Source organism: Variovorax sp. GW821-FHT09A10, from assembly GCF_059418385.1.
On sequence record NZ_JBWKPT010000002.1, the window covers coordinates 1,149,293 to 1,176,144 of the forward strand.

Annotated in this window: 24 protein-coding genes and 1 pseudogene; 14 read left to right on the top strand and 11 right to left on the bottom strand. The window is 65.3% G+C overall.

The window, feature by feature from the left end; genetic code table 11:
* Positions 1-47: 47 nt before the first annotated feature.
* Positions 48-1,316 carry an alpha/beta hydrolase family protein gene (locus AC07Q9_RS12130; RefSeq protein ID WP_495309589.1) on the bottom strand — a complete coding sequence of 423 codons (1,269 nt, stop codon included), beginning with the start codon at positions 1,314-1,316 and terminating at the stop codon, positions 48-50.
* A 15-nt stretch (positions 1,317-1,331) separates the two neighbouring features.
* Positions 1,332-2,390, bottom strand: coding sequence for an SDR family oxidoreductase (locus AC07Q9_RS12135; RefSeq protein WP_062472307.1), 1,059 nt, complete (start codon positions 2,388-2,390; stop codon positions 1,332-1,334).
* A gap of 190 nt (positions 2,391-2,580) precedes the next feature.
* Here AC07Q9_RS12135 and AC07Q9_RS12140 point away from each other — a divergent pair, with 190 nt between their 5' ends.
* Positions 2,581-3,276, top strand: coding sequence for a TetR/AcrR family transcriptional regulator (locus tag AC07Q9_RS12140; RefSeq protein WP_159270796.1), 696 nt, complete (start codon positions 2,581-2,583; stop codon positions 3,274-3,276).
* A gap of 27 nt (positions 3,277-3,303) precedes the next feature.
* Here the strand turns inward: AC07Q9_RS12140 and AC07Q9_RS12145 are convergent.
* Both AC07Q9_RS12145 and AC07Q9_RS12150 read right to left on the bottom strand, forming a co-directional pair.
* A pseudogene (locus AC07Q9_RS12145) lies at positions 3,304-3,501 on the bottom strand (GntR family transcriptional regulator); the annotation flags it as partial.
* Positions 3,502-3,555: 54 nt separating this feature from the next.
* Positions 3,556-4,509 (bottom strand): LysR family transcriptional regulator, encoded by a 954-nt coding sequence (locus AC07Q9_RS12150; RefSeq protein WP_159270795.1) that lies wholly within the window; start codon positions 4,507-4,509, stop codon positions 3,556-3,558.
* Positions 4,510-4,644: 135 nt separating this feature from the next.
* On the opposite strand from AC07Q9_RS12150, the gene AC07Q9_RS12155 reads away from it, so the two are divergent.
* From AC07Q9_RS12155 to AC07Q9_RS12185, 7 genes are read left to right on the top strand one after another with little or no spacing between them, the layout of a single operon-like run.
* Positions 4,645-5,688 (top strand): porin, encoded by a 1,044-nt coding sequence (locus AC07Q9_RS12155; protein WP_495309591.1) that lies wholly within the window; start codon positions 4,645-4,647, stop codon positions 5,686-5,688.
* A gap of 30 nt (positions 5,689-5,718) precedes the next feature.
* Positions 5,719-6,693: a Bug family tripartite tricarboxylate transporter substrate binding protein gene (locus tag AC07Q9_RS12160; protein WP_495309592.1), complete on the top strand. Its 975-nt coding sequence runs from the start codon at positions 5,719-5,721 to the stop codon at positions 6,691-6,693.
* A 13-nt stretch (positions 6,694-6,706) separates the two neighbouring features.
* Positions 6,707-8,218, top strand: a complete 1,512-nt coding sequence (locus AC07Q9_RS12165) for an FAD-dependent monooxygenase (protein WP_159270793.1) — start codon at positions 6,707-6,709, stop codon at positions 8,216-8,218.
* The gene (locus AC07Q9_RS12170) at positions 8,215-9,552 is read left to right on the top strand and encodes an amidohydrolase family protein (protein WP_159270792.1); all 1,338 of its coding nucleotides are present in this window, start codon (positions 8,215-8,217) and stop codon (positions 9,550-9,552) included. Before AC07Q9_RS12165 ends, AC07Q9_RS12170 begins: the two co-directional genes overlap by 4 nt.
* The gene (locus AC07Q9_RS12175; RefSeq protein WP_495309594.1) at positions 9,552-10,544 is read left to right on the top strand and encodes an alpha/beta hydrolase; all 993 of its coding nucleotides are present in this window, start codon (positions 9,552-9,554) and stop codon (positions 10,542-10,544) included. The genes AC07Q9_RS12170 and AC07Q9_RS12175 overlap by 1 nt, the downstream gene beginning before the upstream one ends.
* On the top strand, positions 10,541-11,473 hold the full coding sequence (locus AC07Q9_RS12180; RefSeq protein WP_062472329.1) for a VOC family protein: 933 nt from the start codon (positions 10,541-10,543) through the stop codon (positions 11,471-11,473). The genes AC07Q9_RS12175 and AC07Q9_RS12180 overlap by 4 nt, the downstream gene beginning before the upstream one ends.
* 21 nt (positions 11,474-11,494) lie before the next feature.
* Complete coding sequence (locus tag AC07Q9_RS12185) at positions 11,495-12,355, top strand: fumarylacetoacetate hydrolase family protein (protein ID WP_495309597.1); 861 nt, start codon at positions 11,495-11,497, stop codon at positions 12,353-12,355.
* Between the two features lie 492 nt (positions 12,356-12,847).
* Here AC07Q9_RS12185 and AC07Q9_RS12190 read toward each other — a convergent pair whose 3' ends face one another.
* The 7 genes from AC07Q9_RS12190 to AC07Q9_RS12220 form a co-directional block, all read right to left on the bottom strand.
* The gene (locus AC07Q9_RS12190) at positions 12,848-14,446 is read right to left on the bottom strand and encodes a tannase/feruloyl esterase family alpha/beta hydrolase (RefSeq protein ID WP_495309598.1); all 1,599 of its coding nucleotides are present in this window, start codon (positions 14,444-14,446) and stop codon (positions 12,848-12,850) included.
* A gap of 59 nt (positions 14,447-14,505) precedes the next feature.
* Positions 14,506-14,952 carry a MaoC family dehydratase gene (locus tag AC07Q9_RS12195; protein WP_495309600.1) on the bottom strand — a complete coding sequence of 149 codons (447 nt, stop codon included), beginning with the start codon at positions 14,950-14,952 and terminating at the stop codon, positions 14,506-14,508.
* Entirely contained in the window at positions 14,945-16,597 is a 1,653-nt protein-coding gene (locus AC07Q9_RS12200; RefSeq protein WP_495309602.1) for an AMP-binding protein, read from the bottom strand. Before AC07Q9_RS12200 ends, AC07Q9_RS12195 begins: the two co-directional genes overlap by 8 nt.
* The gene (locus AC07Q9_RS12205; RefSeq protein WP_495309604.1) at positions 16,594-17,334 is read right to left on the bottom strand and encodes a nitroreductase; all 741 of its coding nucleotides are present in this window, start codon (positions 17,332-17,334) and stop codon (positions 16,594-16,596) included. Before AC07Q9_RS12205 ends, AC07Q9_RS12200 begins: the two co-directional genes overlap by 4 nt.
* Positions 17,335-17,347: 13 nt before the next feature.
* Positions 17,348-18,742 carry an MFS transporter gene (locus AC07Q9_RS12210; protein ID WP_495309606.1) on the bottom strand — a complete coding sequence of 465 codons (1,395 nt, stop codon included), beginning with the start codon at positions 18,740-18,742 and terminating at the stop codon, positions 17,348-17,350.
* A gap of 159 nt (positions 18,743-18,901) precedes the next feature.
* A complete protein-coding gene (locus AC07Q9_RS12215; RefSeq protein WP_495309608.1) occupies positions 18,902-19,921 on the bottom strand; it encodes an AraC family transcriptional regulator in 1,020 nt (339 codons plus the stop codon).
* A gap of 146 nt (positions 19,922-20,067) precedes the next feature.
* Entirely contained in the window at positions 20,068-20,673 is a 606-nt protein-coding gene (locus tag AC07Q9_RS12220; RefSeq protein ID WP_495309610.1) for a TetR/AcrR family transcriptional regulator, read from the bottom strand.
* A 132-nt stretch (positions 20,674-20,805) separates the two neighbouring features.
* On the opposite strand from AC07Q9_RS12220, the gene AC07Q9_RS12225 reads away from it, so the two are divergent.
* The 6 genes from AC07Q9_RS12225 to AC07Q9_RS12250 all read left to right on the top strand — a co-directional run bounded on the left by AC07Q9_RS12225 (position 20,806) and on the right by AC07Q9_RS12250 (position 26,620).
* On the top strand, positions 20,806-21,651 hold the full coding sequence (locus AC07Q9_RS12225) for an alpha/beta fold hydrolase (RefSeq protein ID WP_139701795.1): 846 nt from the start codon (positions 20,806-20,808) through the stop codon (positions 21,649-21,651).
* Positions 21,652-21,703: 52 nt separating this feature from the next.
* Complete coding sequence (locus AC07Q9_RS12230) at positions 21,704-22,798, top strand: alkene reductase (RefSeq protein WP_495309612.1); 1,095 nt, start codon at positions 21,704-21,706, stop codon at positions 22,796-22,798.
* 60 nt (positions 22,799-22,858) lie between these two features.
* On the top strand, positions 22,859-23,647 hold the full coding sequence (locus AC07Q9_RS12235; RefSeq protein ID WP_070059257.1) for an SDR family NAD(P)-dependent oxidoreductase: 789 nt from the start codon (positions 22,859-22,861) through the stop codon (positions 23,645-23,647).
* A 34-nt stretch (positions 23,648-23,681) separates the two neighbouring features.
* On the top strand, positions 23,682-24,668 hold the full coding sequence (gene acuI, locus AC07Q9_RS12240) for an acrylyl-CoA reductase (NADPH) (RefSeq protein WP_492699177.1): 987 nt from the start codon (positions 23,682-23,684) through the stop codon (positions 24,666-24,668).
* 11 nt (positions 24,669-24,679) lie between these two features.
* Positions 24,680-25,510, top strand: coding sequence for an alpha/beta fold hydrolase (locus tag AC07Q9_RS12245; protein WP_159277283.1), 831 nt, complete (start codon positions 24,680-24,682; stop codon positions 25,508-25,510).
* A gap of 108 nt (positions 25,511-25,618) precedes the next feature.
* A complete protein-coding gene (locus AC07Q9_RS12250; RefSeq protein WP_369632456.1) occupies positions 25,619-26,620 on the top strand; it encodes an NADP-dependent oxidoreductase in 1,002 nt (333 codons plus the stop codon).
* Positions 26,621-26,852 lie beyond the last annotated feature (232 nt).

A 26,852-nucleotide genomic window follows, 5' to 3' on the forward strand; every position in this document is an offset into this window, starting at 1 on the left:
GTGAAATCAAGGCAGGGTCAGGTAGAGCCGGTCTCAAAAAATGGTCGTCAGTGGTCGGATAGATTTTCCATCTTTAGTCGCCGCGTGAGCCAGTTTGCCGTGAACTCGAAGTGCTCACGCATGTTCGATTCCGCCGTGTGGCCGTCATCCCCGAACACCAGTTGGGTCACGTTGAAGCCTAGCGCTGCCAGAGCGGCGGGCTCGTCTCTGGAGACGAGATCTTCGTGCGCGCCGTTCACGATGAGAATGGGTTTGCGCAGCTGCGCCGCAGTCGGCATCTTCAACTGGCGCGAGAGCTGGAAGGCTTCGTAGTATTCGCACATCGCTTCACGCGGTGTGGTCTGCGGATTCATGTTCGCAAACACGGTGTAGGGCGCGACGATCCAGGCAGGCGCCACCTTGCAATGCGCTTGTCCAAAGCTCGCATCGCTGGGGCCGCCCACATTGACCACCGCCTTGTAGAGGTCGTTGCTCAGCCCGCCAAGCGTTCCCAGATAGCCGCCCATGCTCCATCCATACAAGGCCACCCGGCTTGCGTCCAGGTCGCTGCGGGCCTTGATGTAGTCCGCCACGGCGTCGAACATCACATGGGACTCCGGCCGGAACCCCAACTGGTTCTCCCCGGTGTCTGGGTTTTCCACAATGATGGTGGCGAAGCCCCGACCCATGAAGTAGTCACTGTGCCGGATCATCTCGGTCTTCAGGTTGTCGAGGCCGCCGAGAATCACCAGCACCGGCAGTTTCTCGTTGCGACTTGTTCGTGCAGGCGGCGCCCGGAAGTAGCCGGTAAATTCTTTCGCGCCGGTCTTGAAGGCGATGCGCTGGAGCGGCTTTCCCATGAGCGCATGGGCTCGTTCGGTTGCCTGCAGATCGGCGGTGGGAACCCGCTTGGGAAGCCGGTTCATCCGCAGGTAGAAGGCGGCCTTCTTGTATTCGACCGATGCGGCAGCGTTGTTTCCTCGCGCTTCGGAGGCGCGGGCTCGTTCCAGGTGCAGTTGGGCGGGCTGGTTGAACGTCGCCTGCCAGATCGCCTGCGACGGCCCGGCGTGTTCCGGCAGCGCTGCGGCGATTTCGTCGAAGGTGCTTGCTTCGATGCCGGCGTCCTCGAGCCACCAACAGATGTTGAATTTGAACGAGGGGTGCATGCGGGCGATGCCCTGCGGATACTCCGCCTGCCCCTTGCTGCAGAACTCGGCCATGCTGTCCGCGGTCTTGGCGGCCGGGAGACTTCGGGCCGCAGATGCTTGCGGCGCTGCCGCGATGCAAAGAACAGCCGCGAAGGCTGTCGAGAGTTTCAGGATCAATCTGTTCGTCACGGTTTTTCCTCTTGTTCAGGATTCGGTTCGGGTCGGCACACCAGGCAGCCAGCCATTGCCGCGATACCAGGCGAGCGTGTCGGCCACGGTTTGCTCGATCGGGCGAAACTTCAGCTGAAGCTTCTGCTCGCTCTTGGTGTGGTTGAAATGGCTGCGCCCCGCCTCCTTGCGCATCAGCCGCACGGTGGCCAGGCTGAGCAAGATGGGCTTGCCTGTGGCCCGCGCATAGAGTTCCTGCACCGCCGCCAGCAGGTACAGGAGCGGAAAGGGCAAGTGGCGTGTCGGCGTGCGGATGCCCGCGATCTTTCCAACCAGGGGCACCAGTTCCTGCATCGTCATGTGGCGCCCGGCTGCCAGATAGCGCTCACCGCGCTGGCCGCGTTCCGCGGCAGAGATCTGCGCCTTGGCCACGTCGCGGGCATCGACAACGGAAAAGCTGCCGGGCACCAGCCCGGGCAGTTTGCCGAGCACCACATCGTTGACGAACTGTCCTGACGAGGTGGGACCGATGTCGGCTGGCCCCCACATCCATCCGGGCAGGACAAAACTCGCGTGCATGTCCGGGTGCGCGCCCAGAAAGGCCAGCACGACCTGGTCGGCCATGATCTTGCTACGGTAGTAGTCGTCGCTGGCATCCGCCAGGTCGCGCAGGCAGGTCTCGTCCATGGGCACGCCCGGCTCGCCGTTCAGCACCGCGATGGACGAGGTCTGAACGAAGCGCCGGATGCCGGCACCGTAGGCCCGCTCGATGAGCTGGCGGGTGCCGTCCACGTTGATGCGCTTGAGCTCTGCCCAGTGGCTGCCGCCCTTGAAGTTGTCCCTGAAGAACGCGGCGGTGTGGAACACCACGTCGCACGCTTGCAGCTCGCTGGAGAACGCAGGCACGTCGGCCATGTCGCCCAGCACCAGCTCGACGCCTTTCACCCCCGCAAACTGCTGCTGGCCCTTGGCCTTCGAGCGAACCAGGGCCTTGACGAAGACGCCGCGCGCGACCAGCTCGCGCGCGAGGTTGTTGCCGAGAAGGCCGGTCGCGCCAGTGACGAACGCGGTCTTCAAGGGCTTCGGTTTTTCCATATCAATCGAACTTCAAAAATCAAACGAGTTTTGAATGTACCTTCACCATTTCTAAATATCAAGTGATATTCGAACGTGGGATTCAGGACGGCGACCCGGAAGGAGGCGCTGGCAGGCGCTGGCAGGCGCTGGCAGGCGCTGGCAGGCGCTGGCAGGCGCTATTCAAAGTTCATGTGATATCTTTTCGACCATGACCCCGACGACAGCAAAAACGCGCCTGACCCGCGAGGAAAGCCGGGCGCAGACGCGCGAGCGCTTGATCGAAACCGCGCAGCACTTGTTTGTGTCGAACGGCTATGGGGGCGCGTCGATCCGCGACATCGCGGACAAGGCGGGCTACTCCCAAGGCGCCTTCTATTCGAACTTTTCGAGCAAGGAGGACGTCCTGCTGGAGTTGCTGCGGCGGCACATGGAAGCCGAAGCGCTGCAGCTTTTCAAGGTCATGGGCGACGAGCGGCAAGAGCCCGAGCAGATGCTTGCCGAGCTGGAAGCCTGGGCTTCCACACTCAATCACGATGCCGACTGGTGCATGCTTTCCATCGAGCTTCAGCTGCATGCCAACCGCAGTCGAAGCTTCGCGCAGGAGTACCAGAAGGTGTGGGACAAGCACCGATCCGAAATCGGCGGCGTGATCGGGCAGTTGTTCGACAAGCTCGGGCGCACGCCTCCCGCCGCACCGGACGAGCTGGCCGCAGCCTTCATGGCCCTGTCGCACGGGCTGGCATTGCAGCGGATGAGCACTCGCCCCGATCCCTCGGGACGCCTGATCATGGTTTTCCTGCGCGGGCTGATCGCAGGCGCGCAAGGCCTGGAAGCGGTCGCCGTCGCATCAGATGGCCCCGCTGCGCGCGAGCCGAAGAAGCGCGCTGCGAAAACCACGCGCTGAGCCGGGACAGGGACTCGGGCAGCCTTTTCAGGCAAGCAGCGCCTTCACCAGGTCGAGTTGGCGGTCGGGCTTCTCGGTGCCCAGTTCGAGGCTGGCCTCGATGCGTTCGAGGTGCTCGATCATGCAGGTCACGGCCGCTTCGCCCTTGCCGCACAGACGAAGAAAGTCGGAATGCTCGTCAGACGAGCAGTGCGGGTCGTTCGACGAGTGGTAGAGCACAGTGATCCCCGCACCCTCGCCCCGCTGCAATGCGCAGCCTGGGGCATTCGAAGGGCTACGTCATTTCTCGCTCGCCCCTCTGACACGCTTCGTTGTCGCCCGGCTCGACGGCAAACCCTGCGCAACTTCCAGAAGCAACCCGCGGAGCCAGGCGATCGCAGGATCTCGCTCCTGATACTTGTGCCATTGCATGTGCTCGGCAAACGCAGGGATCTCCACCGGACACGCGACGACGCGCAGCGGAAAGCGCTCGGCGATCTGCTGCGCCAGCCGTGTCGGCAGCGTGGCGATGCGCGGCGTTCCGACCAACAGCGGCGGCACCAGGGTGAAGCTGGGCGCGATGACGTCCTGCCTGCGGGCGCGCTTGCCCACGGCGATCAACTGCTGGTCATAGGTCAGGCGCCGACCACCGCCCCACTCGACACCGATGTGCGAGGCCTCGAAATACTGCTCCGCCGTGAGCTTCTTCGTCATGCCGAAATGCTCGGGACTCACGAGACATGAAAACGTGTCCTCGAACAACAACTCGGAAGGATGCCCGGGCACGATGGCGAACTGCGGCGTGATGAGCAGCTCGATCTCTCCGGCCTGCAACAGGTCGCGAGACTGCGGGCTTCTGGCGCGCAGGTCGAACTCCATCCGAGGCGCTGCGCTGGCCGCACGCCTGACCACCTCCGACAGCAACACCGAGATGACGTAGTCCGAGGAATCGATGACGAAGCGCCGCTGCGAGGTGGTCGGGTCGAACGTCGGCTGCGCCCGGGCGATGGCCTGCACACGCAGGAGCACGTCGTGGACCGGTTTGACCAGTTCGGCAGCCAGCGGCGTGAGGACGAATGACTTGCCGATCGGCTGCAGCAACTCGTCCTTGAAGTACTCGCGCAGGCGCCGCAAAGACAAGCTGGTCGCAGGCTGGCTGAGGAAGACGCGCTCCGAGGCGCGCGTCACGCTGCGGGTGGTCAGGAGTGCGTCGAGCACGACGAGGAGATTCAGGTCGAGTTTGTCGAATCGCATGTCGGTTCTTCCATTTACGTGGCAAATGACAATACTTTAAACAATTCATTTGTCGCATGGATGTGGGCTGCGAACAATCGAGCCCATCGAGGGACGCCTCGGTCCGTCACCTCACTCACCCGGAGACAAACAAGAATGACCTCATCGCTCGCGCGGCATGCAGCTGCGCCAAGATCCGGCTTGCGCCGTTCGCCTGCCAGGCACATCCATCTGGTGGCCGCGTGCGCGGCATGGGCTGCCACGAGCGCGGGCGCCCAGAGTTCCATCACCCTGTCCGGAAAGGTGGAAATGTCCGTCGACCACCTGCGCATCTCCTCGCCCAACGGCAGCTCCCGCACGCTGACGGCGCTGTCCAGCGACTCGTCGCGCCTGATCTTCGAAGGCGTCGAGGACCTGGGTGGCGGCTGGGGCGCGAAGTTCAAGCTCGATCATGGCTTCAACGCAGACACCGGCACTGTGGGTTTCGGCGGAATCTACTTCGGCCGCGAGGCCATGGTTGGGCTGGTGACGCCCTATGGCGAATTGCGGCTGGGTCGCAACTACATCCCCATGGACGACCTCACCGGGCCGCTCGATCCCTTCTACTTCACCGGCATCGGCGCAGCCTGGCCGATGACCCTCTTCACGCCGCGCATCAACAATTCGGTCAAGTACCTCAGCCCGCGCATGGGCGGCTTTCAAGTGCGTGCGCTTGCCAGTGCCAGCGAAGGCGTCAGGGGTGCGCAATACACCGGCCTGGGCGTCTCTTACAACGACACGAATTTCGACCTACACGCGGCCTACACCATCCAGAAGAACGCGGTGCCCGCCGGCGATCGCAAGGAATTCATGGTGGGCGGCGACTACAAGTTCGGCGGTCCACGCCTGACCGGTTTCTACATCCAGCGCAACGATCCGGGCCAACCCCGACGTTCCTCGGCATTGGTCGGCACAAACTGGCCGCTCGGCGCCGGTGAAATCCGCGCGAGCTACCTGGTCGAGCGGCAAGGGGCAAGCAAGGCCTCCAGAGTCGCCCTCCAGTACATGCACTTCCTATCTCGGCGCACGGTCGTCTTTGCCGGCATCGCACGCCTGAACAATGGCGCGGGCTTCTCCGAAACACTGAATCCAGCGCTGCCCGTTCTCGCCAAGGGCGAAGACGTCATGGGCACGCAACTCGGCGTTCGTCACAGCTTCTGACGCGGCCCTTCAAGAAAAAAGGAAATCCCAATGAGACGAGCCTTCCTGACCTTCTGCGCCGTAGCCGCCGCACTGCTGACGCTCACGCCAGCCTTCGCGCAAGAGACGGCGTATCCCAACAAGCCCATCCATGTCGTGTTTCCCTATCCTGCGGGCTCTTCGCTGGAAGTGGTGGGACGCCTGGTCTCGGAACGCGCCTCGCGCATCCTCGGCCGACCGATCGTGTTCGAGAACAAGGCCGGCGCCAACGGCATCCTCGGCACCACCCAGGTGGCCCGGGCCAAGCCGGACGGCTACACGCTGGCACTGACGACGACCTCGGCCCTGCTCCTGAACAGCCTGCAGCGCAAGGACCTGCCCTACGACCCGGTGCGCAGCTTCACGCCGGTCATTGCCGTCGCTGACATCCCGGTGGGCCTGATCGTCAGCTCGCGGCTGCCCGCAACCGACCTGCGCGCACTCGTAGAGCAGCTGAAGAAGCAGCCGGGGCAACCCTATGCGAGCGTCGGCATCGGCTCCTTCAACCACTTGCTGATGGAGCAATTCAAGGCGGTGGCGGGCGTGGACATGCTCCACGTGCCCTACCAGGGCGCCGCGCCCATCATCCCTGAACTGCTCAGCGGTCGCGTGGACGTGACGGTGCTTAGCGTCGGGTCGGTGCTGGGGCAATGGAAAGCGGGACAGGTGCGGGTGCTGGCCTTCATGTCGGACAAGCGGCTGGCATCGCAGCCGGGCGTTCCGACGATGACGGAAGTGTTCCCGTCGTTCCGCCCGTTCGGCAACTGGATGGGCTTCGTCGCACCGGCGAACACGCCGGAGCCGATCGTGCGCAAGCTCAACGCCGCATTCGCCCAGGCGCTTCAGCTGCCGGAGGTGCGCAAGAAGATCGAGGAAGAACAGTGGCGCGTCATGGGCGGCTCGCCGCAAGACCTGGCGCGCCTGATTTCGAATGATCGCCCGATGGTCGAAGCGGCCATCAAGGCAGCGGGCATCCAGCCTGAATAGGGAGCAAACAAACATGCAGTCATGGGATGTCATCGTGGTGGGGGGTGGCCCTTCGGGCTTGACGCTCGCCGCCGAACTGGCGGGTGCGGGCGCTAAGACGCTGGTGCTCGAACGCAGGACCGAGGGCGTGCAGTCGCGGGCGGGGACCATCCTGCCGCGCGTGCTCGAGTTGTTCGATGCGCGTGGCATTGCGGATCGGTTCATCGAGCGCACGCGCGAGATCGTGCCGTACCCGTTTCGGCCTTCGCACATATGGGCCGGCTTTCATCCGATTCGCTGGCAGTACCTGGAAAGCCGATTCGGCTTCACACTGGGATTGCCACAGAACTTCACCGAAGAAATCCTCTGGCAATGGGCGACCGAGAGCGGCGCGCAAATTCGCCGCGGCACGGAACTGCAGTCCTTCGAGCAGGATGGCAGCGGCGTGACCGTGTCGGTCACCGATGCCCAGGGGGCGCCAGCGACGCTGCGCGCGCGCTACCTCGTCGGCGCGGACGGCGGCCGCAGCACGGTGCGCTCCGGTGCCGGCATCCCGTTCGATGGCCATTCCGGCACCTTCCGCGGCATCGTCATCGATGCGCACCTGGATGCGCCCTGGCCCGGAGGACGCATCAACGTCGACAACGAGATGGGCTGGGTGCGCGGTTACGCCTTCGGTGAAGGCATCACCCGTTTCAACATCGTCCATCGCGACCGACGCATGGCACCGAAGGATGAACCCGTCACCCTGGAAGAAGCGCTGAAATGCATCGCGGACGTGCACGGCACCGACTACGGCATCACCAGCCACCGCTGGGCATCGCGCTTCGACGACCAGATGCGTTCGGTGCCGTCGCTGCGAAAGGGTCGCGTGTTCCTGGTGGGCGAGTCGGCCCGCATCCACTATCCAGCCAGCGGCGTCGGCATGAACTTCTGCCTGCAGGATGCCTTCAACCTGGGGTGGAAGCTGGCCAACGTGGTCAACGGCCATGCCGATGAGTCGACACTGGACAGCTACGACGCGGAGCGCCTGCCTGTCATGCGCGCCCTGCTGGAGAGCGTCAAGGCGCAGTGTGTGCTGCAGTTCAACTTCGACGAAAGCGGCCTCACACTCAAGCGGCGCATGGCCGAGCAGATCATTCCGCTGCCGGACGTGCAGCGCAAACTGGTGCTGGAGTTGTGCGGGCTGGAAGCGCCGTATCCGCACGAAGCAGGCAACCACGCGCTGACCGGTTGCCGCCTACCCGACTTCGACCTCCTCACGCTCGATGGCCGGTCGCTTCGGCCGGCCGAGCTCCTGCGCGATCGCAAGTTCCTGCTGCTCGATCTGGAAGGCCAGAGCCGCCAGTTCGAAGCGCTGCAGTGCGCTGGCCTGCCCTTGAACGTCGTCAGCGCCCGCGTCGGCCGTGTACCGGCAGAGATGGACGGCGTGACGGGCATCCTGGTGCGCCCGGACGGCTACGTCGCCTGGGCCAGCAGCGCCTTGGCACGGGCCGGTGAGGTCGAGGCGCAACTGGGCCGCTGGCTCACGCGGAGCAAGCCGTGAACACCCACCGCACCCTCCTGGCCGGTGGCTGGGTCCTGAGCATGGACCCCACCATCGGTGACCTGCGCCGCGGCGACGTCCTGATCGAAGGCGAGCGCATCGTCGCGGTCGCCCCCCACATCGAGACCGAAGCGGCCGAGCGCATCGACGCGCAACGCATGATCGTCATGCCGGGCTTCGTCGACACCCATCGGCACACCTGGCAAACCTGCGTGCGGCATCGCTATGCAGACATCGATCCTCAGATCTACTTCGCGGAAATGCTCGGCGCCAAGGGGGCTGCTTTCCGCACCGAGGACGTCTATGCCGGCACCCTGCTGGGCGCGGTGTCGGCCCTGGACAGCGGAACGACCACGATGCTGGACTGGTCGCATGTCCAGAACACACCCGAGCATGCGGACGCCGCGATCCTGGCCTTGCGCGACGCCGGCATCCGGGGTGTCTTCGCCCATGGCTGGCCGCTGGTCGAGGGGCATTCCTGGATGTTCGACAGCGAACGCGGTCATCCGCAGGACATCCGCAGGCTGCGCAGCCAGTACTTCTCTTCAGACGACCAGTTGCTGACGCTGGCGATGGCCGGGCGCGGCCCGGAAATGGCACGCCGCGAGGTCTGGCTGCAGGACCTGCGCCTGGCGCGCGAACTAGACATTCGCTCCACCATCCACATGGGCGCGTATGCGCGCAATGCACCAGTCCGCGCGATCGCCCAGATGCACCAGGCCGGCGTGCTGGGCGACGACCTTACCTTCGTTCATTGCTGCTTCTGCGGGGACGACGAACTGGCCATGATGGCCGACGCGGGCGTGACGGCCTCGTTGGGCGTGCACTGCGAACTGAACGCGCAGGGAATCGGCGATATCCCATTCGACCGGTTGCTGGCCGCCGGGATCCGTCCCAGCCTGAGCGGCGATACCGAAACGAAATGCGCTGGCGACATGTTCACGCAGATGCGCCATGCCTTTGCGCATTACCGCTCCTGGATGGGTGGCGGCCATTCGAAGGCCGCGAACGCACCACCGACCATCACTTTGCGTGACGTGCTCGAGTTCGGCACGATCGCCGGTGCAAAGGCCACCGGGCTGGCGCACAAGACGGGATCGCTGACGCCGGGCAAGCAGGCCGACCTCATTCTGGTGCGGCAGGACGACCTGAACCTCACCCCCGTGTCCGACGCCGTCGGAGCCATCGTGCTGGCCGCGCACCCAGGCAATGTCGATTCCGTCTACGTCGCCGGACGCGCGGTGAAGCGCAATGGCCGCATGCTGCACATCGATGTAGACGCGCTGCGCGCCCGCGCCTTCGACTCGCAACGACACGTGCTGGGGGAGATGTGATGCCGGCCATGCCGCAGCTTGATCCCCAACTCGCCGTGGTGGTTGCTGCCCTGCGGGCACGCGGTGCGCCCCCACCGTTCAGCGGCACGCCGGACGAGGCGCGCGGTCGCATGCGCGCCGCGGTCCTTGCCGCGCGCGAGCGCTCCGGATTGCCGGATGTGCAGTCTGTGGAGGACACGGTTGCCGCGCACGCAGACGTGCGCGTTCCGGTGCGCGTGTACCGCCCGCATTCGCACAGGCCGTCGCTGCCGACCGTCGTCTTCTTCCACGGCGGCGGCTTCGTACTCGGAAGCGTCGAGCTGATGGACGACATCGCGCGCAAGCTGTGTCGCGACATCGAGGCGGTGGTGGTGTCCGTGGACTATCGACTCGCGCCGGAGCATCCCTTTCCCGCCGCGCACGACGACGCGCTGGCTGCCACGTTGTGGGCGCTGGCCAACGCCGTGGCCCTCGGTGGCGATCCCGCGTGCGTGGCCGTGGCCGGGGAAAGCGCGGGCGGCAATCTCGCTGCCTCGTCGGCTATCCAGGTTCGCGACCGCGGCTTTGCGCTCGCGGGTCAGCTGCTCATCGTGCCCGGCGTCGATTTCGCACGCGACACGGTCAGGCTCGAGAGAAACGATGGGTGTGCGTATCCAATGCTCACGCCGCACGACCTGCGGGAGGTGGCGCGGCTCTACCTGGGCACGGCAGCGGACCGTGCGACGGACTTTCCTCCGTCTCCCCTGCACTGCGCAGACTTGGGCGACTTGCCCGCCACGGTCATTGCCGTGGCAGGGTGCGACCCCCTGTACAACGAGGGGCTGGCCTATGCGGCGCGGCTGCAGGCGGCTGGCATTGCCACGCAGGTGCTGCGCTACGAAGACATGTTCCATCCCTTCTTCGGGTTCTTCGAGGTCTCAGAGGCTGCACGGCGCGCCAATGACGAAATCTGCAGCTGCTTCGCAGCGACCCTGCGTGCCTGCCCCGACGACACAAAGGAGGCTGAGGTATGAATCAAGCCCCCCATGCGTCGGTCCATTCGGTCGACCGCTTCGTGTTCAGCGTGCCCGACCTGCATGAGGCCGAGCAGTTCTACCGCGCCTTCGGCCTGGACGTGCGCCGCGAAGGCAACCGCCTGGCGCTGCACACCTTCGGCCATCCGCATTGCTGGGCCTGGGTCCATGCATCGGGCCGGTCGAAGCAGCTCGAGTACGTGCGCTATGGCGTGCATGCGCATCAGCTGGATGCCTTGCGGGAACGCATTGTCACGGCTGGCCTCGAGGCACAGCCGCACCCGCTGGGCGATGCCGAGGGCGTCTGGCTGCGCAACCCGGACGGCACACACCTGCAGCTCGTGGCAGCGTCGAAGGTGTCGCCCTCGCACAAGTCCCGCCCGGTCGTGACACCGCCCGTCGCACCGGGCCATGGCGCCGCGCCAGCGCGCAGCCGCGCGCTGCAGGTTCGCCCCCGTTACCTGTCGCACGTGCTTTTCTTCACGCCCGACGTGCCGCGAATGATCCGCTTCTCGCAGGAAATCCTGGGCCTGCGGTTGTCCGATCATTCCGGCGACTTGATCGCCTTCCTGCATGGAGCCCATGGCTCCGATCACCATCTGGTGGCCTTCGCGAAGTCGCACGCGGCCGGCCTGCACCATTCGAGCTGGGACGTGGGCAGCATCGACGAGGTCGGGCGCGGCTCCGAACAGATGCGCAATGCCGGCCATGGGCGAGGCTGGGGCGTGGGGCGGCACGTGCTCGGGTCGAACTACTTCTACTACGTGCGCGATCCGTGGGGCAGCTATGCCGAGTATTCGCACGACATCGACTACGTGCCGGCCGACAGCGAGTGGCCCGCGGCAGACCATCCGCCAGAAGACTCGCTGTATGTGTGGGGGCCTTCGCTGCCCCCCGATTTCATCACCAACCTGGAGCAGCCGGCATAAGCCGGCCTTGAAAGCCACACCATGAGACTCATCGCCTTTATCGCCAGCAACGGCCTGCCCGCCTTGGGCCTGCGAACCGGTTCGCAGGTCGTCAACCTCACCGAAGTCGGATTGCCGTCGACGCTGGACGCGCTGCTCAAGCACCCCGACGGACTGAGCGCAGTGAAGGATGCCGCCGCCCGCGCGACGCAGCACCTGGCGCTCGCCGAGCTGAAACTGCTGCCGCCGCTTCAGACCCCGTCCAAGGCCTTCGCCATCGGCCTGAACTACGTCGATCACGCCTCGGAAAGCAACTTCGAGCCGCCCAAGCACCCGGTCCTGTTCCAGCGCTTTCCCTCTTCATGGGTCGCACACGGCGAGCCCCTGGTGCGCCCGCGGGTCTCCACGCAGTTCGACTATGAGGCGGAACTCGTGGCCATCATCGGTAAGGCAGGCCGCTACATCGCCAAGGAGGATGCGCTGGCGCACGTGGCCGGTTACGCCATTTTCAACGAGGGTTCCATCCGCGACTACCAGTTCCGCTCCGGCCAATGGCTGTGGGGAAAGAACTTCGATCGCAGCGGCGGCTTCGGCCCCGAATTCGTCACAGCGGACGAACTGCCGGCAGGCGCCACCGGCCTGCAGCTGACCTGCCGACTGAACGGCGAAGTGCTGCAAAGTGCCAACACGCGCGACATGATCTTCGACGTGGCGACCCTCGTTGCCGCGTGCTCGGAAGGCATGGAATTGCAGCCGGGCGACATGATCATCACCGGTACGCCCTCGGGCGTGGGTCTGGCGCGCACGCCGCAGGTCTGGCTTAAGCCGGGCGACATCTGCGAAGTGGAGATCGAAGGCATAGGCATTCTGCAAAACCCCGTGATTGACGAAGTGTGGGCCTGAGGCCTGATCGTCCTCCCCCGCTACCACGGGAACAATGGGCAGGCGTGCCGCGCGCAAATGGGGAGCGGCTCGTTCTTGACGGACAGCTCCTCTCAAGCCGAGCCTCTCGAACGTCGGCAACCCATTTGAAGGGGGTATACCCCAAGGGCGGCTATGCAGCGATTGCCCTAGTCGGGATCGGAACAATCGATGTCTGCAACGAGGCCAATACCCGACAACGAAGGCAGTGTGAATCGCTGCGGGGCTCAGTCCAGATCGGGCTTCGTAGGTAGGGTCAGTACGCCGACGCATGCCCTCGCCGCCCGCCGAAGTTGCGCGCTTCGGCGGCCAGAGGGTGCGAGAAACCAGCAGGAGGACACCGTATCCATTGAATGCATCAGCGCGTGTCGAATCCTTCCCGCGCCACCCAGAACGGGCGACGCGCGTTCTCTTCGCGAATGCCTTCACAGATCAGCCTGTGCCAACACTCCTGCGTACACAGCGCCACGACGCCTAGCTAGGTGACGTGCAGGTGAAGCTGGACGCCGCGTCGGGATCGCCGGTGCCGTTGTACTTTGGAAACTGCGGGTGCCTGCACATCGGCCGCTGCATGCCCTTGCCCGGCTCGACGCTGCGCGTGGCCAGGATCTCGCGAGCGCTGGGATGGGTGCCGGTTTCGATCCAGTCGAACATCGGGGTGACGAGGTCGACGCTGTCCGGGCCCTTGCCGCCTGCCGGCGTGGCGGCGCAGTGGTCGTTGCCTGCCAGCACGTAGTACTCGACGAACCGGTCGGCCGCGGCCTGCCCGCCCGCTGCGGCGACGACCTTGCGGTAGTAGTCCGTGGTGTTGTTCTGCGTGATCAGCCAGTCGGTGGTGCCGTGCATGAGCAGCATCTTGCCGTTGCGGGCCCGGAACCCGCTCAGATCGGGGTTGACTGCATCGATCAATCGGGCGAGGTGGTCGAGCCGGTTCGTGTACTGCAGCGGGTCGACGTTCAGCGGGTCTGCGGACGGGTCTTGCGCCACGAAGTACTTCATGTAGTCGCCGCCGAGAATCTGAAACGTGGTGCCTCCGATGGCCTGCCACGATGCGTCGTCGGCGGTCTCGCCGCCGACATAGGGAAAGGCCGGCCATGTGTAGCGACCACCCGCCACATCGGTGGGCTCGTACAGGACCTTGGCGGACGCCAGCTGCGCGTCGGTCAGGCAAGAGTCTGCGTCGGCGCCCGTGCATCGGAGCTTGGCCAGATCGGGCTTGCAGGCCTCGGCGTGGCTGATGATGCCGTCCTTCAGGCCGTCGAGTGCATCGCATTGGGACTGCATGAAGTTCGCGAGGGTCTTGACCTTCGGGATGCTCAGGCCCGCCTCGGGCTGGGCCAGCTGCTTGAGTATTTTTTGATACCAGAGGAACTGGCCCGTGTAGGCATTGGCCGGGGCGCGCGCAATCACGCCGTCGAACAGATCGGGATGCCGTTGCGCCTGGATCAACGCCTGACGCCCGCCGCCCGAACAGCCCTCGTAGACAAACTTCGAGCGGCCGACCGATTCGCCATAGCGCGAGCGGAGCACGGCCTTCGCCGATGCAAGCACCTTGGGCACGGCACCGTCTGCGTAGTCCTGAAGCAACTGGGGGTCCATAGCGAAGGAGCCATTGGGATGCTTGGCCGCATCGTGTCCATGGTTCGTCGCGATGGTCGCGTAGCCGCTTTCCGCGACGCCAGGGCTGTAGGCGCTGGGGTAGATGGCGCCGTCGAAGCCGCCGCCGCCGATGAACAGGACACGCTGGTTCCAGCTGCTGGGCAGCTTGACTTCGAAGGCGAGTTCCGGCGGCATCTCGCCGCGCACGGTGCAGGTCTCCGGCGTGGTGTCTGTCTGGGGCGTCAACGTCGCCTGCGTGATCGTGGCGCCTTCGAAGGCCCGGTTCAGGAAGCTGTTGCACGCGGCCTGCGCGCTTCCGGTAGCGGACGGGAACAGTGCGGGTGGCGAGTTGCCACCATCGCTGCCGCTGCCGCTGCCGCCGCAGGAAGCAAGCAGCGCCGCAGCAGCCACCACGGACCACGAGGTGATGTGCCGGTGGGTGTCGCGTCGGCATGTGAGAGGGGTCATCTTCATTTTTTGTCTCCTTGTTGGGGCAATGCCCCCGTGAACGCGCACGCTGGCGCGGAAAGCACTCATGCGGCGGGCGTGAAAAGCACCGTGCCCTGTGCGAGCACACTGGTCCTGTCGTCTGCGCTCTTGATCGCACCTTGCAATTCGAGGACGCAGCCGCCTTTCGAATGCGCGGCCATCGACGTCACGCGCCACTCGATGAGCACCGTCTCGCTCGCCCGCACGGGGCGCAGCAGGTCGACCGAGAAGTTCATTCCCAGCACCTTCCCTTTCGCGGCGAAGTGGCTGGCGGTCAGCCCCATCAACAGCGAGGTGGTGTGGGTCGCGCTGGCGATTAATCCGCCGAAGCGCGTGCCCTGTGCAAACGCGGCATCGTGGTGCAGCGGGTTCTCGTCTCCCGCGGCCAGCGCGAAGGCACGCACTTGCGCTTCGTCGAAGGTGTGGGGTCGCGAGAAGCGATAGCCGGGCCCGACAGGCCCCAGGGCCGCGGCCGCTTCGCACTCAGCCATGGCTCGCGAGCCGGGTGATGGCGTCCTGGCTTCCGGCCTGCCGGCGCAAGCGGAACTTCTGGATCTTTCCCGTGGCCGTCTTCGGCAAGGGGATGAAGATCACGCGGCGCGGACACTTGAAGTGCGCCAGCCGCTCGCGGCAGAACGCAATGATCTCCTGCTCGGTGGGCGCGGCGACACCGGCCTTCAGCTCGATGAACACGCACGGCACCTCGCCCCACTTGGGGTCGGGCTGCGCCACCACGGCGGCATGCAGCACCGTCGGGTGTCCATGGACGACGTCTTCGATTTCGACCGACGAGATGTTCTCGCCGCCCGAGATGATCACGTCCTTCGACCGGTCGGTGATCTGCGCATACCCGTTGGCATGCAGGACCGCGACGTCACCGGTGCGGAACCAGCCGTCGGCGAGCGCCTTGCGCGTTGCCGCCTCGTTCTTGAAGTAGCCCATCATCACAGTGTTGCCGCGCAGCATGAGCTCGCCCGCCGATTTGCCGTCGGGCACGACGGGTTCGAGGGTGTCGGCATCGCCGACCATGAGGCCTTCGAACATGGCGGCGCGCACGCCCTGGCGCACGCGCAGCGCCCCCTGCTCGGCGGGCGCTAGGTCGTCCCAGCCGTCCTGCCACACGCAACTCACCGGCGTGCCGGAAACCTCCGTGATTCCGAAGACGTGCTCCACGTCGAAGCCCATCGCCAGCACCGCGTTCAGCACGGCGAGCGGCGGCGGTGAGCCGGCCGTCAGCACGCGCACGGGGCGCGGCAGCCGGGTATCTTTCGCCGCGTCCGCGAGCATCGCCATCACGACCGGCGCTGCGCAGAGGTGATCGATCTGATGGCGCTCGATGGCCTCCAGCACGGCGTCGGCAGACACCCGGCGCAGGCAGACATGGGTGCCCGCCGCCGCAGTCACGGCCCAGGTGAAGCACCATCCGTTCGCGTGGAACATGGGCAAGGTCCACAGGTACTTCGGCGCCCGTGGCATCGCCCAGTTCGTGATCTGCAGCAGGCTCATGAGGTAGGTGCCGCGATGGCTGGCGACCACGCCCTTGGGGTCTCCGGTCGTGCCGGAGGTGTAGTTCAGGGCGATGGGTTGCCACTCGTCGCTGGGCCAGCGACCGGCAAAGTCCGGGTCTCCGTTCGCCAGCAGCGATTCGTAGTCGGTCTCGCCGATGGGTTCGCCGGGTGGTGCGAGGTGGTCGTTGATGTCGATGACCGCAGGCGCACGGTCGAGCAGCTTCAGCGCTGCGGCCACCGTGGCGGCGAACTCGCGATCGACCATCAGCAATTTGCACTCGCCGTGGCGCAGGATGAACGCGATGCCTTCGGCATCCAGGCGATGGTTGATTGCGTTGAGCACCGCGCCGGCCAGCGGAATGCCGAAGTGGGCCTCCAGCATGGCCGGCGTGTTGGGCGCGAGCACCGAGACGGTGTCGCCCGGTTCGATGCCTCGCATCGCCAGCGCGGACGCCAGGCGATGGCAGCGCTCGCGCGTCTGCGCCCAGGTTCGCGTCAGCTCGCCGTGCACCACCGCCACGCGGTTCGGATGCGCGAGCGCCGCGCGGTCGAGAAAGCCCAGCGGCGTGAGCGGCACATGATTTGCCGCGCAGCGTTCGAGGCCCCGTGCATAGGATGGCGCGCTCATGCGGTGGTCTCCTTGGAGGTGTCGTGGAAGGTCGTAAACGCGGAGACTGGCTCGCGCTCGGTGACGAGCGAGTTCTCGACCGACGAGGTGTCGGCGTAGCCCAGGCTCATGCCGCAGACCAGCATCTGGCCGGCGGGAATGTCCAGCAGGTCCGCGATCTGGCGATGGAATTTCAGGAACGCGGCCTGCGGGCAGGTGTGGAGGTTGCGGCCGCGCGCGGCCACCATCACGCTCTGCAGGAACATGCCGTAGTCCAGCAGGCTGCCCTCCTCGAGTTCGCGGTCCACCGTGAAGAACAGGCCCACGGGCGCATCGAAGAAGCGGTAGTTGCGACCGTGCTGCAGGTGCATGCGCTGCTTGTCGCCCTTGGCGATGCCGAGCAATCCGTAGAGGTCCCAGCCGACCTTGCGGCGCCGCTCCAGGTAGGGAGAACACCATTCGCGCGGGTAGTAGTCGTAGGGCTCGAGCAGCTCGCCCGACCGGCCGGGATCGTCGTCGAGCACGGCAATCGCCGCCGACAGACGGGCCTTGGCAGGCCCCGTCAGCACATGCACATGCCAGGGCTGCATGTTCATGCCGGAGGCGCTGTAGCGCGCCGTCGAGAGGATCGCCTCGACCTCTTCCCGGGGCACCGGCCGGGGCAAGAACGCCCTGACGCTGCGCCGGGTGGCAATGGCCCAGTCGACCGCTCCTTGCAGCGTGTGTGCCTCCAGCGGTGGCGCCATCATTCGGTTCATTGAGGTTTCCTTGCTATTTCAAAGCCGGGCGAATCGCCCCGTCCACACGGCCCACTTCGCCGGTGGCCGCGCGCGCGGCCTTGGCCTGGGTCGACGCGGCGCGCGACTGGTTCACAAACGACACCGCTGCCGCGCCGATGACGCCGGCCAGGGCGATCGCCATGAAGTTCTGCTCGATGGGCAGGCTCAGCGACACGAGCCAGCCGATCAGGATCGGCGCGGCAATGGCGCCGATGCGGCCGACACCCGAGGCAAAGCCGACACCCGTCGAACGCACGGCCGGTGGATAGAAATCGCCGGCGTAGGCATAGGCCAGCAGTTGCGTTCCGAGCGTGGACGCACCCACCACGAACACGGCAACGAACAGCAGCTCGGTCGATTTCGTGTACGCGAGCGCGGCCAGCGACGCAGCCCCGACCACGTAGAACGCCACCAGCACATGCTTGATGTTGAACTTGTCGCTCAGCAAGCCGCCGCCGATCGCGCCCACGATCGCACCGACGTTGAAGACGATCACGAAGTTCAGGGCCGAGCCCAGGCTGTATCCCGCCATGGCCATGAGCTTGGTCAGCCAGGAGTTCAGCGCGTAGACCATGAACAGCCCCGTCATGAAAGCCACCCAGATCATCACGGTGCTGAACGCGCGTCCGGCGTCGAACAGGGTGCGCACCGGCGCGTCGTGCAGGCGGTCGGTGGACGCGCCGACATACACGGTGCCGGCTGCGTTCGGCTGCTCCGGCGCGAGCTTGGCCGCGATCTCCCCGAGCTGCCGCTGGTCACCCTTCTTGAGAAGAAACGACAGCGATTCGGGCATCGTTTTCAGGATGAGCGGAATCAGCAGCACGGGCAGGCCGGCCACATAGAACACCCATTGCCATCCGTGGCTCTCGATGAGCTGCTTGGCAGTGAGCGCAACCAGAATGCCGCCTACGGAGTAGCCCGCGAAAACCATCGTCACTAGGCGCGTGCGCAGCTTCGCCGGTGCGAACTCGCCCATCTGCGCGGTCACGATGGGCAACACCCCGCCGATGCCGAGGCCCGCGATGAAGCGGGCGACGCTGAAGCCGATGGGTTCGGTGGCCAGCCCGGTCAGCGCCGTGAAGACACTGAAGAGCGCCATGCACACCGCGATCATGCGAGGGCGGCCGATGCGGTCTGCCAAGGTGCCCAGGAAGATCGCGCCCAGCATGGTTCCGAACAACGCCGACCCGGCCATGACGCCGGCGCTCGTGGCGTCGACGCCCATGTCTTTCATGATCGATGGCAGCGCGGCGCCCACGACCGCCAGGTCATAGCCGTCGATGACCAGGATCAACACGCACCACCAGAGCACGAGCCCGTGAAAGCCGTTGAACCGGGAGTGCCCCGCCAACGCGTGAATATCGACCTGCTTGCCGGCCTGCTGCATGTTTTCGTCTCCTGTCGTTTGATCCGTCGCGAGATGCGATGTCGACGGGAGGTTAGTTCTGCAGGCGGCACGCTTCCATGCCCGCGCGTCTCGATCTGGATGGGGCGTTCGGACATGCCGGCATCACCCGCCAGCGTCGGCGAGCGCCGGCGCTTCGGCCTATTCCGGCGCGGGCGCGGACGAGCGATAGGCGCCGGGGCTGACGCCTGTCCATTTCTTGAAGGCGCGATGGAAGGCGCTGGTTTCCTGGAAGCCGGTGCGCGCGGCGACTTCGGCCACCGTCAGCGACGCACTCGACAAGAGGTCGATGGCGATGTCGCGCCGCAGGTCGTCCTTCACGCGCTGGTAGCTCACGCCCTCCTGCTGCAAGCGGCGTTGCAGCGTGGTGCCGGAAACGCAGAGTTCCTGTGCGAGCTTTTCGAGTTCGGGCCACGCCTCGGGCATCTGGCTGCGCAACCTGTTGCGCACCTGGGCGCTGGTGCTTGCATCGTTGCGGTACTTGACCAGCAGGTTGGCCGGCGCTTCCCTCAGGAAGTTGTTGACCGTGGCGGGCGACTCCGCGATCTTCAGGTCCAGCAGATCGCTGGCGAAGCTGATGTGCGTGGTCTCGCCGTTGAACTTCACGTTCTCGCAGAAGCGCGTGCGGTAGTGGCTGTCGTCGCCGGGCGGCGGGCACCGGAACTGCATCTCGCGCAGGGGAATGCGCCGGTGCACGAGCCAGCACGCCAGGCCATGAACGAGGATGAACCAGGTGCCGTAGCCGAACAGCCGGCGCAGCACGCCGCCGTCATGCAGGACGATGCGCGCCCCGTCGCCATCGCAGACCAGCTCGCCGCGGAAGTCGTCCAGCGTGGCGTGGAGGAACCTCAGGATGCGGCGCAATGCGTGCGCGAGGTTGTCGGCGTTGACGGCGGCGCGCGTCATGAGCGCATAGCTGCCGCGGCGAAGCCCGTGGCTGTCCAGGCCGAAGAACTCGTCGTCCATCAGGTCGGCCAGCGCCACCCACATCTGCGAGTACGCCGCCGCCGAGATGCGCGCGCGCGGCGCGTTCAACAGCTCGCGGTCGATCTTGGCGCTTTCGAGGACGCTGCTGATGTCCATGTTTCTCAGCGCCGCGGCGTGGATCGCCTCGTGCACCAGTTCAATGGACACGGTTCCCTTCAAGCCTGCAGACTTCATACGCACTCGCTCAAGAATCAGTGGTGGGGCGAGCTCTTTATAAGCGCGTTTCGCGCTGTGCAGGATGCGGCCTCAGGGGACCCGCAGCGTCCGCAGCAATGAGATGCCGCCGACCTCTGTCGTGGGCTGTCGCGGAAGTTGTGCGACTAGGTGCTCTGGGAACCGGAAGCGCCAGGCGTCATCGAGGAAAGCCTCGACAGGACGGCGCTGCGGCAGACATCCAGAATTTCATCGGCCAGTGGCGAGTCGTCAGGACACGCCCGCGACAGCACGATGGCACCGACTGCCTGCGCAATGAGGTCGATCCGCCTGGCGCGTGCGTCGCCGCCCTGATCGTCCTCCTCTGGCGCGTCGAACTGGTTTCCCAGGGTCACCAGCAGGTTTTCAATGCCGGTCGCAAACGCCGTCTTGATCGACTCCGGTTGGCGCGCAGCATCTGCGCACAGGGCGGCCATCGTGCAACCGTCACCCGGTGCATCTCGGTGTTCACGGGACAGATAGTGATGGACAAATGCCATCGCATCGACGCCTTCGGCCTTGGCGGCCGTCTGCGCAAAACCGCAGGTCGCGGCTTGCGCCATCAGGTCGGCCTTGGATTCGAAGTGCTTGTAGAACCCGCCGTGGGTGAAGCCTGCGAACGCCATCAAGTCCGCAATCCCCACCCCGTCGTAACCACGCTCGCGAAACAGCGAGGAGGCCGTCTCGACGATGTGCGCCCGGTTCGCCTGTGCCTGCGCCTTGGTGACCTTCATGTCCAGGACCTCTCTAGATGTGCCATCGGTGAAGCCATGAATATACATTGATGTCGATCATCATCAAAGTCCTTGACATCAAAGATGATGATCGACATCATTAGGCCAACTTACCTTGGAAGGCTTCCGAAAATGAGCGATACCCACCTGACCGCACCCACCCGCTTCGTCGAAGTGGATGGCGACAAATTCGCCCATCGCCGCTGGGGCAACACCTCCAGCGGACAGCCCCCTCTGTTCTTCGTCCAGCATTTCCGCGGCGGCCTGGACCACTGGGATCCCCTGTTGACCGATGGTCTGGCCGCAGGCCGCGAGGTCATCCTTTACAACGGTCGCGGCATTGCCTCCTCGACCGGCACGCCCCGCAACCGGATCGAAGACATGGCGGACGACATCGCCCTGGTGATCCGGGCGCTGGGTCTGTCCCAGGTCGATCTGCTTGGTTTCTCGATCGGGGGCTTCCAGGTGCAGGAGGTCGTGCTGCGTCACCCGCAACTGGTTCGAAAGCTCGTCCTGCTCGGCACCGGACTGCGCGGCGGCGATCCGAAGATGGAGCCCAGGGTGCTGGAGGTCGCGCCGAACCCCGTGCCGACCGCGGATGACTTTCTCTACCTGTTCTTCGGCCGCTCGGAAGCTGCCAAGCAGGCGGGTCTGGCCTTCTGGGAGCGCCGCCACCAGCGCGCCGACCAGGACCCGCCCAGCTCGATGGCCGTCGCTCAAGCCCAAGCCGAGGCGCACGCCGCCTACCTGCAGCCGCTGCCGGGTGCGAACCCCTATGCCTTCCTGAACGCCGTCACGCAGCCGACCCTGGTGCTCAACGGCGTCGACGACATCATGATTCCCACGATCAACTCCTGGCATCTGTCGCAGAACATTCCCAACGCGCAGCTGTTGATCTATCCCGACGCCGGACACGGCGCGCAGTTCCAGTATCCCGAGCGCTTCCTGCAACACGCGATCCAGTTCCTCGAGGAGTGATGCCGTAGCGCATCCCGTCCCCGCCCGATCAACGACGACACAGCAAACAAGCATGACTGACAAGACGCTCTTCGAGCCCTACACACTTGGCTCACTCCAACTGTCCAACCGCATCGTGATGGCGCCGCTGACGCGCAATCGGGCAGGCGCGGGTCTGGTGCCCAGCGAGTACGCCGCCACCTACTACGGTCAGCGCGCCTCGGCGGGCCTGATCATCACCGAGGCCACCCAGATCTCGGCCGATGCCCAGGGCTACCAGGACACCCCGGGTCTGTACACGCCGCAGCAGATCGACGGCTGGCGCAAGGTGACCGACGCCGTTCACGCCAAGGGCGGGCGGATCTTCGTGCAGTTGTGGCACGTGGGCCGTATCTCCCACGTCGACCTGCGCCCTGGTGGCACCGCGCCGGTGGCCCCCTCCCCCATCCGCGCCGCGACCAAGACCTTCGTCAACAGCGGTTTTCATGACGTCTCTGAGCCACGTGCCCTGACCCTGGATGAGATTCCAGGCATCGTCGAGGATTTCCGCCAGGCTGCGGCCCATGCAATCACTGCGGGGTTCGACGGCGTCGAGGTCCACGGTGCCAACGGCTACCTGCTGGAGCAGTTCATCAAGGACGGTGCCAACACCCGGACGGACGCGTACGGCGGCTCCATCGAGAACCGCGCGCGCCTGTTGCTCGAAGTCACGGCCGCCGTGGCGAAGGAAATCGGTGCCGAGCGCACCGGTGTGCGCCTCTCGCCGGTGTCGTCGGCCGGCGCCATTTCGTCCAGCGATCCGCAGTCGCAGTACGACTACATCGCCGAGCAACTCAATGCGATGGGCATCGTCTACCTGCATGTGGTCGAAGGCGCCACCGGGGGTCCGCGCGATGCCGCACCGTTCGATTTCGACGCCTTGCGCACTCGCTTCAAGAACACCTACCTGGCCAACAACGGGTATGACCTCGAACTGGCCAACGCCCGCCTGATCGAGGACAAGGCCGACCTGTTCGTCTTCGGCCGCCCCTTCATCAGCAACCCCGATCTGGTCGAAAGGCTGGAGATCGGCGCACCCCTCGCCGCGCTGGACCCCACCACGCTGTATGGCGGTGGCGCCAAAGGCTACATCGACTATCCGACCCTCGCTGATTCCAGCGTCCGGTAGTCGTTTTTCCACGCTGCATATCTCGGCATGGACTCACCCTTTCGATCACGAGCAAAACACATGACCTCTCATTCCACTGTTCTCATCACGGGCGCCTCGACCGGCATTGGCGCCATCTATGCCGACCGCTTCGCACGCCGCGGCCACGACCTCGTGCTGGTGGCGCGCGACAAGGCGCGGCTGGAAACGCTCGCGGCGCGCCTGCGTGAGGAAACCGGCGCTGCCGTCGATATCCTTGCGGCCGATCTGACCCAACCCGGCGACCTGGCCGCCGTCGAGACGCGACTGCGCGAGGACGCCAGGATCGAGACCCTGATCAACAACGCCGGGGCCGCACTGTCCGGCCCGTTCATCGACCAGTCGACAGACGATGTCGCCCGCTTGGTCAGCCTCAACACCACCGCACTCGTGAGGCTGGCGAGCGCCATCGCCCCGCGCCTGGTGCAGGCCGGCAAAGGCGCGATCGTCAACATCGGCTCGGTGGTCGGCCTGGCGCCCGAGTTCGGCATGTCGGTCTACGGCGCGACCAAGGCCTTCGTGCTGTTCCTGTCCCAGGGGTTGAGCCTGGAGCTCGCGCCCAAGGGCGTCTACGTGCAGGCGGTGTTGCCGGCCGGCACCCGCACCGAGATCTGGGAGCGCGCGGGCATCGATACCCGTGCGATGCCCGACCTGATGGGAGTAGAAGAGCTGGTGGATGCCGCGCTGACCGGATTCGACCGCCGTGAACTCGTGACCATCCCGCCGTTGCACGATGCCGCGCGCTGGGAGGTGCTGAACACGGCACGTCAGGCCCTGGTCGCGGACATTCGGCAGGCGCACGTGGCGGAGCGCTATCGAACCGCCGCCTGAAACGGCAAGAACGCCAGAACGGAAGGAACAGCACATGACATTCAAGGCACTGCTCGCCAGCAAGACCGGCGACACCATTTCAAGCAGCCTGGTCGACTTCAAGGAAGAGGACCTGATGCCGGGCGACGTCACCGTCGCGGTCGAGTACTCGACGGTGAACTACAAGGACGCGATGGCGCTCAGTGGCCGGTCACCGGTCATTCGCCAGTTTCCGCTGATTCCGGGCATCGACTTTGCCGGTGTCGTCGAGTCGTCGACTTATCCCGGCATCGCAGCCGGCGACCGTGTGCTGGCCAACGGCTGGGGACTGAGCCAGACGCACCACGGCGGCTTTGCGCAAAAGGCGCGGGTGAGCGGTGATTGGCTGGTCAAGGTTCCCGAGGTGTTTTCGACCCGGGATGCCATGGCCGTCGGCACCGCCGGGTACACCGCCATGCTGTCGGTGCTCGCGCTCGAGCATGGTGGCCTGACGCCCAAGCACGGCGACATCCTGGTGACGGGCGCCAATGGCGGCGCCGGCTCCGTGGCGATCGCGCTGCTGTCGAGCCTGGGCTATCGCGTGATCGCGTCGACCGGGCGTCTCGAGGAATCCGATTACCTGCGTGCGCTGGGCGCGGCGGACATCATCGACCGTCACACCCTGTCCGAAGCGGGCGCACCGATCGCCAAGGAGCGATGGGCCGGGGCCATCGATTCGGTCGGCAGCCATACCTTGGCAAACGTCCTGGCGCAGACCCGGTATCGCGGCGTGGTCGCGGCCTTCGGGCTCGCACAGGGCGCGGACCTGCCGGCATCCGTCCTGCCCTTCATCCTGCGCAACGTCACCCTCGCCGGTATCGACTCGGTCAATGCGCCGCAGCCTGCGCGGCTGCAGGCGTGGTCGCGTCTGGCCAGCGACCTGGACCTGGACAAGCTGGCACGGACCACCAAGGTGATCGGATTGGCAGAGGTTCCTGACGTTGCCAGCCAGGTACTCGCAGGGAAGATCCAGGGGCGCACCATCGTGGATGTGAACGCCTGACCGGATCGCGCATGCCCTTCATCGACGCTCCCAACCTCTCGATCGATGTCGACGGGACTGCATTCGCGTACCGCGACCTGGGGCCGCGCGATGGCGTGCCTCTGGTCCTGCTCAACCACTGGGGCGCGGTCCTCGACAATTTCGACCCGCGGATCGTCGATGGACTTGCCCGCAGGCATCGCATCATCGCCATCGATTACCGAGGGATCGGCGCTTCAGGCGGAACAGCGCCTGTGACCATCGATGCGATGGCGCGGGATGCGATCGCGCTGGTCCACGCACTGGGCTTCGAGAAGATTGATCTGCTTGGCTTCTCCCTCGGAGGATTCGTGGCGCAGGACATCGTGCTGAAAGCCCCCGGCCTGGTGCGCCGACTCATCCTGACCGGCACAGGGCCGGCAGGCGGCACAGGCATCGAACGGGTCGGAGCGGTCTCCTGGCCGCTGATAGTCAAAGGCCTGCTGACGCTGCGGGATCCGAAGACCTTTCTGTTCTTCACCTCCACGGCCAACGGTCGTCAAGCCGCGAAAGCCTTCCTGGAGCGACTGAAGGAGCGCAAGGCGGATCGGGACAAGGGGCCGACGCCCCCTGCCTTCCTGCGGCAGCTGAAGGCCATCAAGGCCTGGGGCCGGCAGGTGCCCCAGGATCTGGGCGGCATCCGCATCCCTGTGTTGATTGCCAATGGCGACAACGACATCATGGTGCCCACCGTGAACAGCCATGACATGGCACGTCGCATCCCAGGCTCGCAACTGGTCATCTACAAAGACGCTGGGCATGGCGGGATTTTCCAGTACCACGGCGAATTCGTGCCCAAGGCGCTGGCCTTTCTCAATGACTGAACGACGGCATCTTTTGCAACCGGCTTCAGGCCGACTTTCCCGACCGCCCCCTGTGGGGCGGGGCTGCCCGAAGCGCATTCAATCAAACACTCTGGAAAAAAGTCGCCCATGAAAGCGTTCATCATCGATCGTTACGGAAAGAATGAAGTTGGCCGCATCGGCGAAACGCCCGAGCCCGAGGTGCGGGACGATGACGTCCTAATCCAGATCCACGCGGCGAGCATCAATGCCCTGGACTCGAAGATCAAGAGCGGCGAATTCAAATTGATTCTTCCCTACCACTTCCCCCTGATCCTGGGCAACGACCTGGCCGGTACGGTTGAGCGGGTCGGCGCTCGCGTTCGCAGCTTCAAACCGGGCGACGAGGTCTATGCGCGCCCCGACGACGATCGCATCGGCACCTTCGCCGAGTTCATCGCCGTCAAGGAATCGTCGCTGGCGCTGAAGCCCAAGAATCTCAGCATGGTCGAGGCCGCATCCGTTCCTCTGGTGGCCCTGACCGCCTGGCAGGTGCTGGTCGAAACCGCCAAGCTGAAAAAGGGGCAGAAGGTCCTGATCCATGCCGGCTCCGGCGGCGTCGGCACCATCGCCATCCAGCTTGCCAAGCATCTCGGGGCATTCGTGGCCACGACCACCAGCACGGCCAACGTCGCCTGGGTGAAGGCCTTGGGCGCGGACGTCGTCATCGATTACAAGCAGCAGGATTTCGCCACGGTGCTCCGCGACTACGACGTGGTGTTGAACAGCCTCGGCAACGGCGAGCTGAACAAATCCCTCCAGGTTCTCAAGCCGGGCGGGCATCTCATCTCCATCTCGGGGCCGCCCACCCCGGCGTTCGCCATCGCGCGAGGACTGGCCTGGCCGCTCAGGCAAGTGCTGCGCCTGTTGAGTTTCGGCATCAGGAACAAGGCAAAGAAGAACGGGGGCCACTACACCTTCGTCTTCATGCGGGCCGATGGGGCGCAGTTGCGAGAGATCACCGCCCTCATCGAGTCAGGCGCCATCCGCCCGATCGTCGACAAAGTGTTCCCATTTCAGGACACCCACAAAGCGTTGGCCTACGTCGACAGTGGGCGCGCCAAGGGCAAGGTCGTGGTGCAAGTGGTGTAGCTGCCGCCTGCCTGCGCTAGCGTCTTTGATCAGGCCCTTGCCCCGCCGACTCAGGCCATCGCACGGCCGACGCGCAAGCCTCCGGTGGCCTTGGCGTTCTGTACCCGCTCTGCATGACCAGGAGATCGACCTTGAGTTCATACACAACCGCCCGCATCGGCAAGCGCGCACTGGTGACCGGCGCATCTAGCGGCATCGGTGCGGCCATCGACGCGTGGACCCACATTTTCGC

Coding starts and splice junctions, on each gene's coding strand:
- AC07Q9_RS12135 (WP_062472307.1), bottom strand. CDS start 2,390: ATGGAAAAACCGAAGCCCTTGAAGACCGCGTTCGTCACTGGCGCGACC.
- AC07Q9_RS12140 (WP_159270796.1), top strand. CDS start 2,581: ATGACCCCGACGACAGCAAAAACGCGCCTGACCCGCGAGGAAAGCCGG.
- AC07Q9_RS12150 (WP_159270795.1), bottom strand. CDS start 4,509: ATGCGATTCGACAAACTCGACCTGAATCTCCTCGTCGTGCTCGACGCA.
- AC07Q9_RS12155 (WP_495309591.1), top strand. CDS start 4,645: ATGACCTCATCGCTCGCGCGGCATGCAGCTGCGCCAAGATCCGGCTTG.
- AC07Q9_RS12160 (WP_495309592.1), top strand. CDS start 5,719: ATGAGACGAGCCTTCCTGACCTTCTGCGCCGTAGCCGCCGCACTGCTG.
- AC07Q9_RS12165 (WP_159270793.1), top strand. CDS start 6,707: ATGCAGTCATGGGATGTCATCGTGGTGGGGGGTGGCCCTTCGGGCTTG.
- AC07Q9_RS12175 (WP_495309594.1), top strand. CDS start 9,552: ATGCCGGCCATGCCGCAGCTTGATCCCCAACTCGCCGTGGTGGTTGCT.
- AC07Q9_RS12180 (WP_062472329.1), top strand. CDS start 10,541: ATGAATCAAGCCCCCCATGCGTCGGTCCATTCGGTCGACCGCTTCGTG.
- AC07Q9_RS12185 (WP_495309597.1), top strand. CDS start 11,495: ATGAGACTCATCGCCTTTATCGCCAGCAACGGCCTGCCCGCCTTGGGC.
- AC07Q9_RS12190 (WP_495309598.1), bottom strand. CDS start 14,446: ATGAAGATGACCCCTCTCACATGCCGACGCGACACCCACCGGCACATC.
- AC07Q9_RS12195 (WP_495309600.1), bottom strand. CDS start 14,952: ATGGCTGAGTGCGAAGCGGCCGCGGCCCTGGGGCCTGTCGGGCCCGGC.
- AC07Q9_RS12200 (WP_495309602.1), bottom strand. CDS start 16,597: ATGAGCGCGCCATCCTATGCACGGGGCCTCGAACGCTGCGCGGCAAAT.
- AC07Q9_RS12205 (WP_495309604.1), bottom strand. CDS start 17,334: ATGAACCGAATGATGGCGCCACCGCTGGAGGCACACACGCTGCAAGGA.
- AC07Q9_RS12210 (WP_495309606.1), bottom strand. CDS start 18,742: ATGCAGCAGGCCGGCAAGCAGGTCGATATTCACGCGTTGGCGGGGCAC.
- AC07Q9_RS12215 (WP_495309608.1), bottom strand. CDS start 19,921: ATGAAGTCTGCAGGCTTGAAGGGAACCGTGTCCATTGAACTGGTGCAC.
- AC07Q9_RS12220 (WP_495309610.1), bottom strand. CDS start 20,673: ATGAAGGTCACCAAGGCGCAGGCACAGGCGAACCGGGCGCACATCGTC.
- AC07Q9_RS12225 (WP_139701795.1), top strand. CDS start 20,806: ATGAGCGATACCCACCTGACCGCACCCACCCGCTTCGTCGAAGTGGAT.
- AC07Q9_RS12230 (WP_495309612.1), top strand. CDS start 21,704: ATGACTGACAAGACGCTCTTCGAGCCCTACACACTTGGCTCACTCCAA.
- AC07Q9_RS12235 (WP_070059257.1), top strand. CDS start 22,859: ATGACCTCTCATTCCACTGTTCTCATCACGGGCGCCTCGACCGGCATT.
- acuI (WP_492699177.1), top strand. CDS start 23,682: ATGACATTCAAGGCACTGCTCGCCAGCAAGACCGGCGACACCATTTCA.
- AC07Q9_RS12245 (WP_159277283.1), top strand. CDS start 24,680: ATGCCCTTCATCGACGCTCCCAACCTCTCGATCGATGTCGACGGGACT.
- AC07Q9_RS12250 (WP_369632456.1), top strand. CDS start 25,619: ATGAAAGCGTTCATCATCGATCGTTACGGAAAGAATGAAGTTGGCCGC.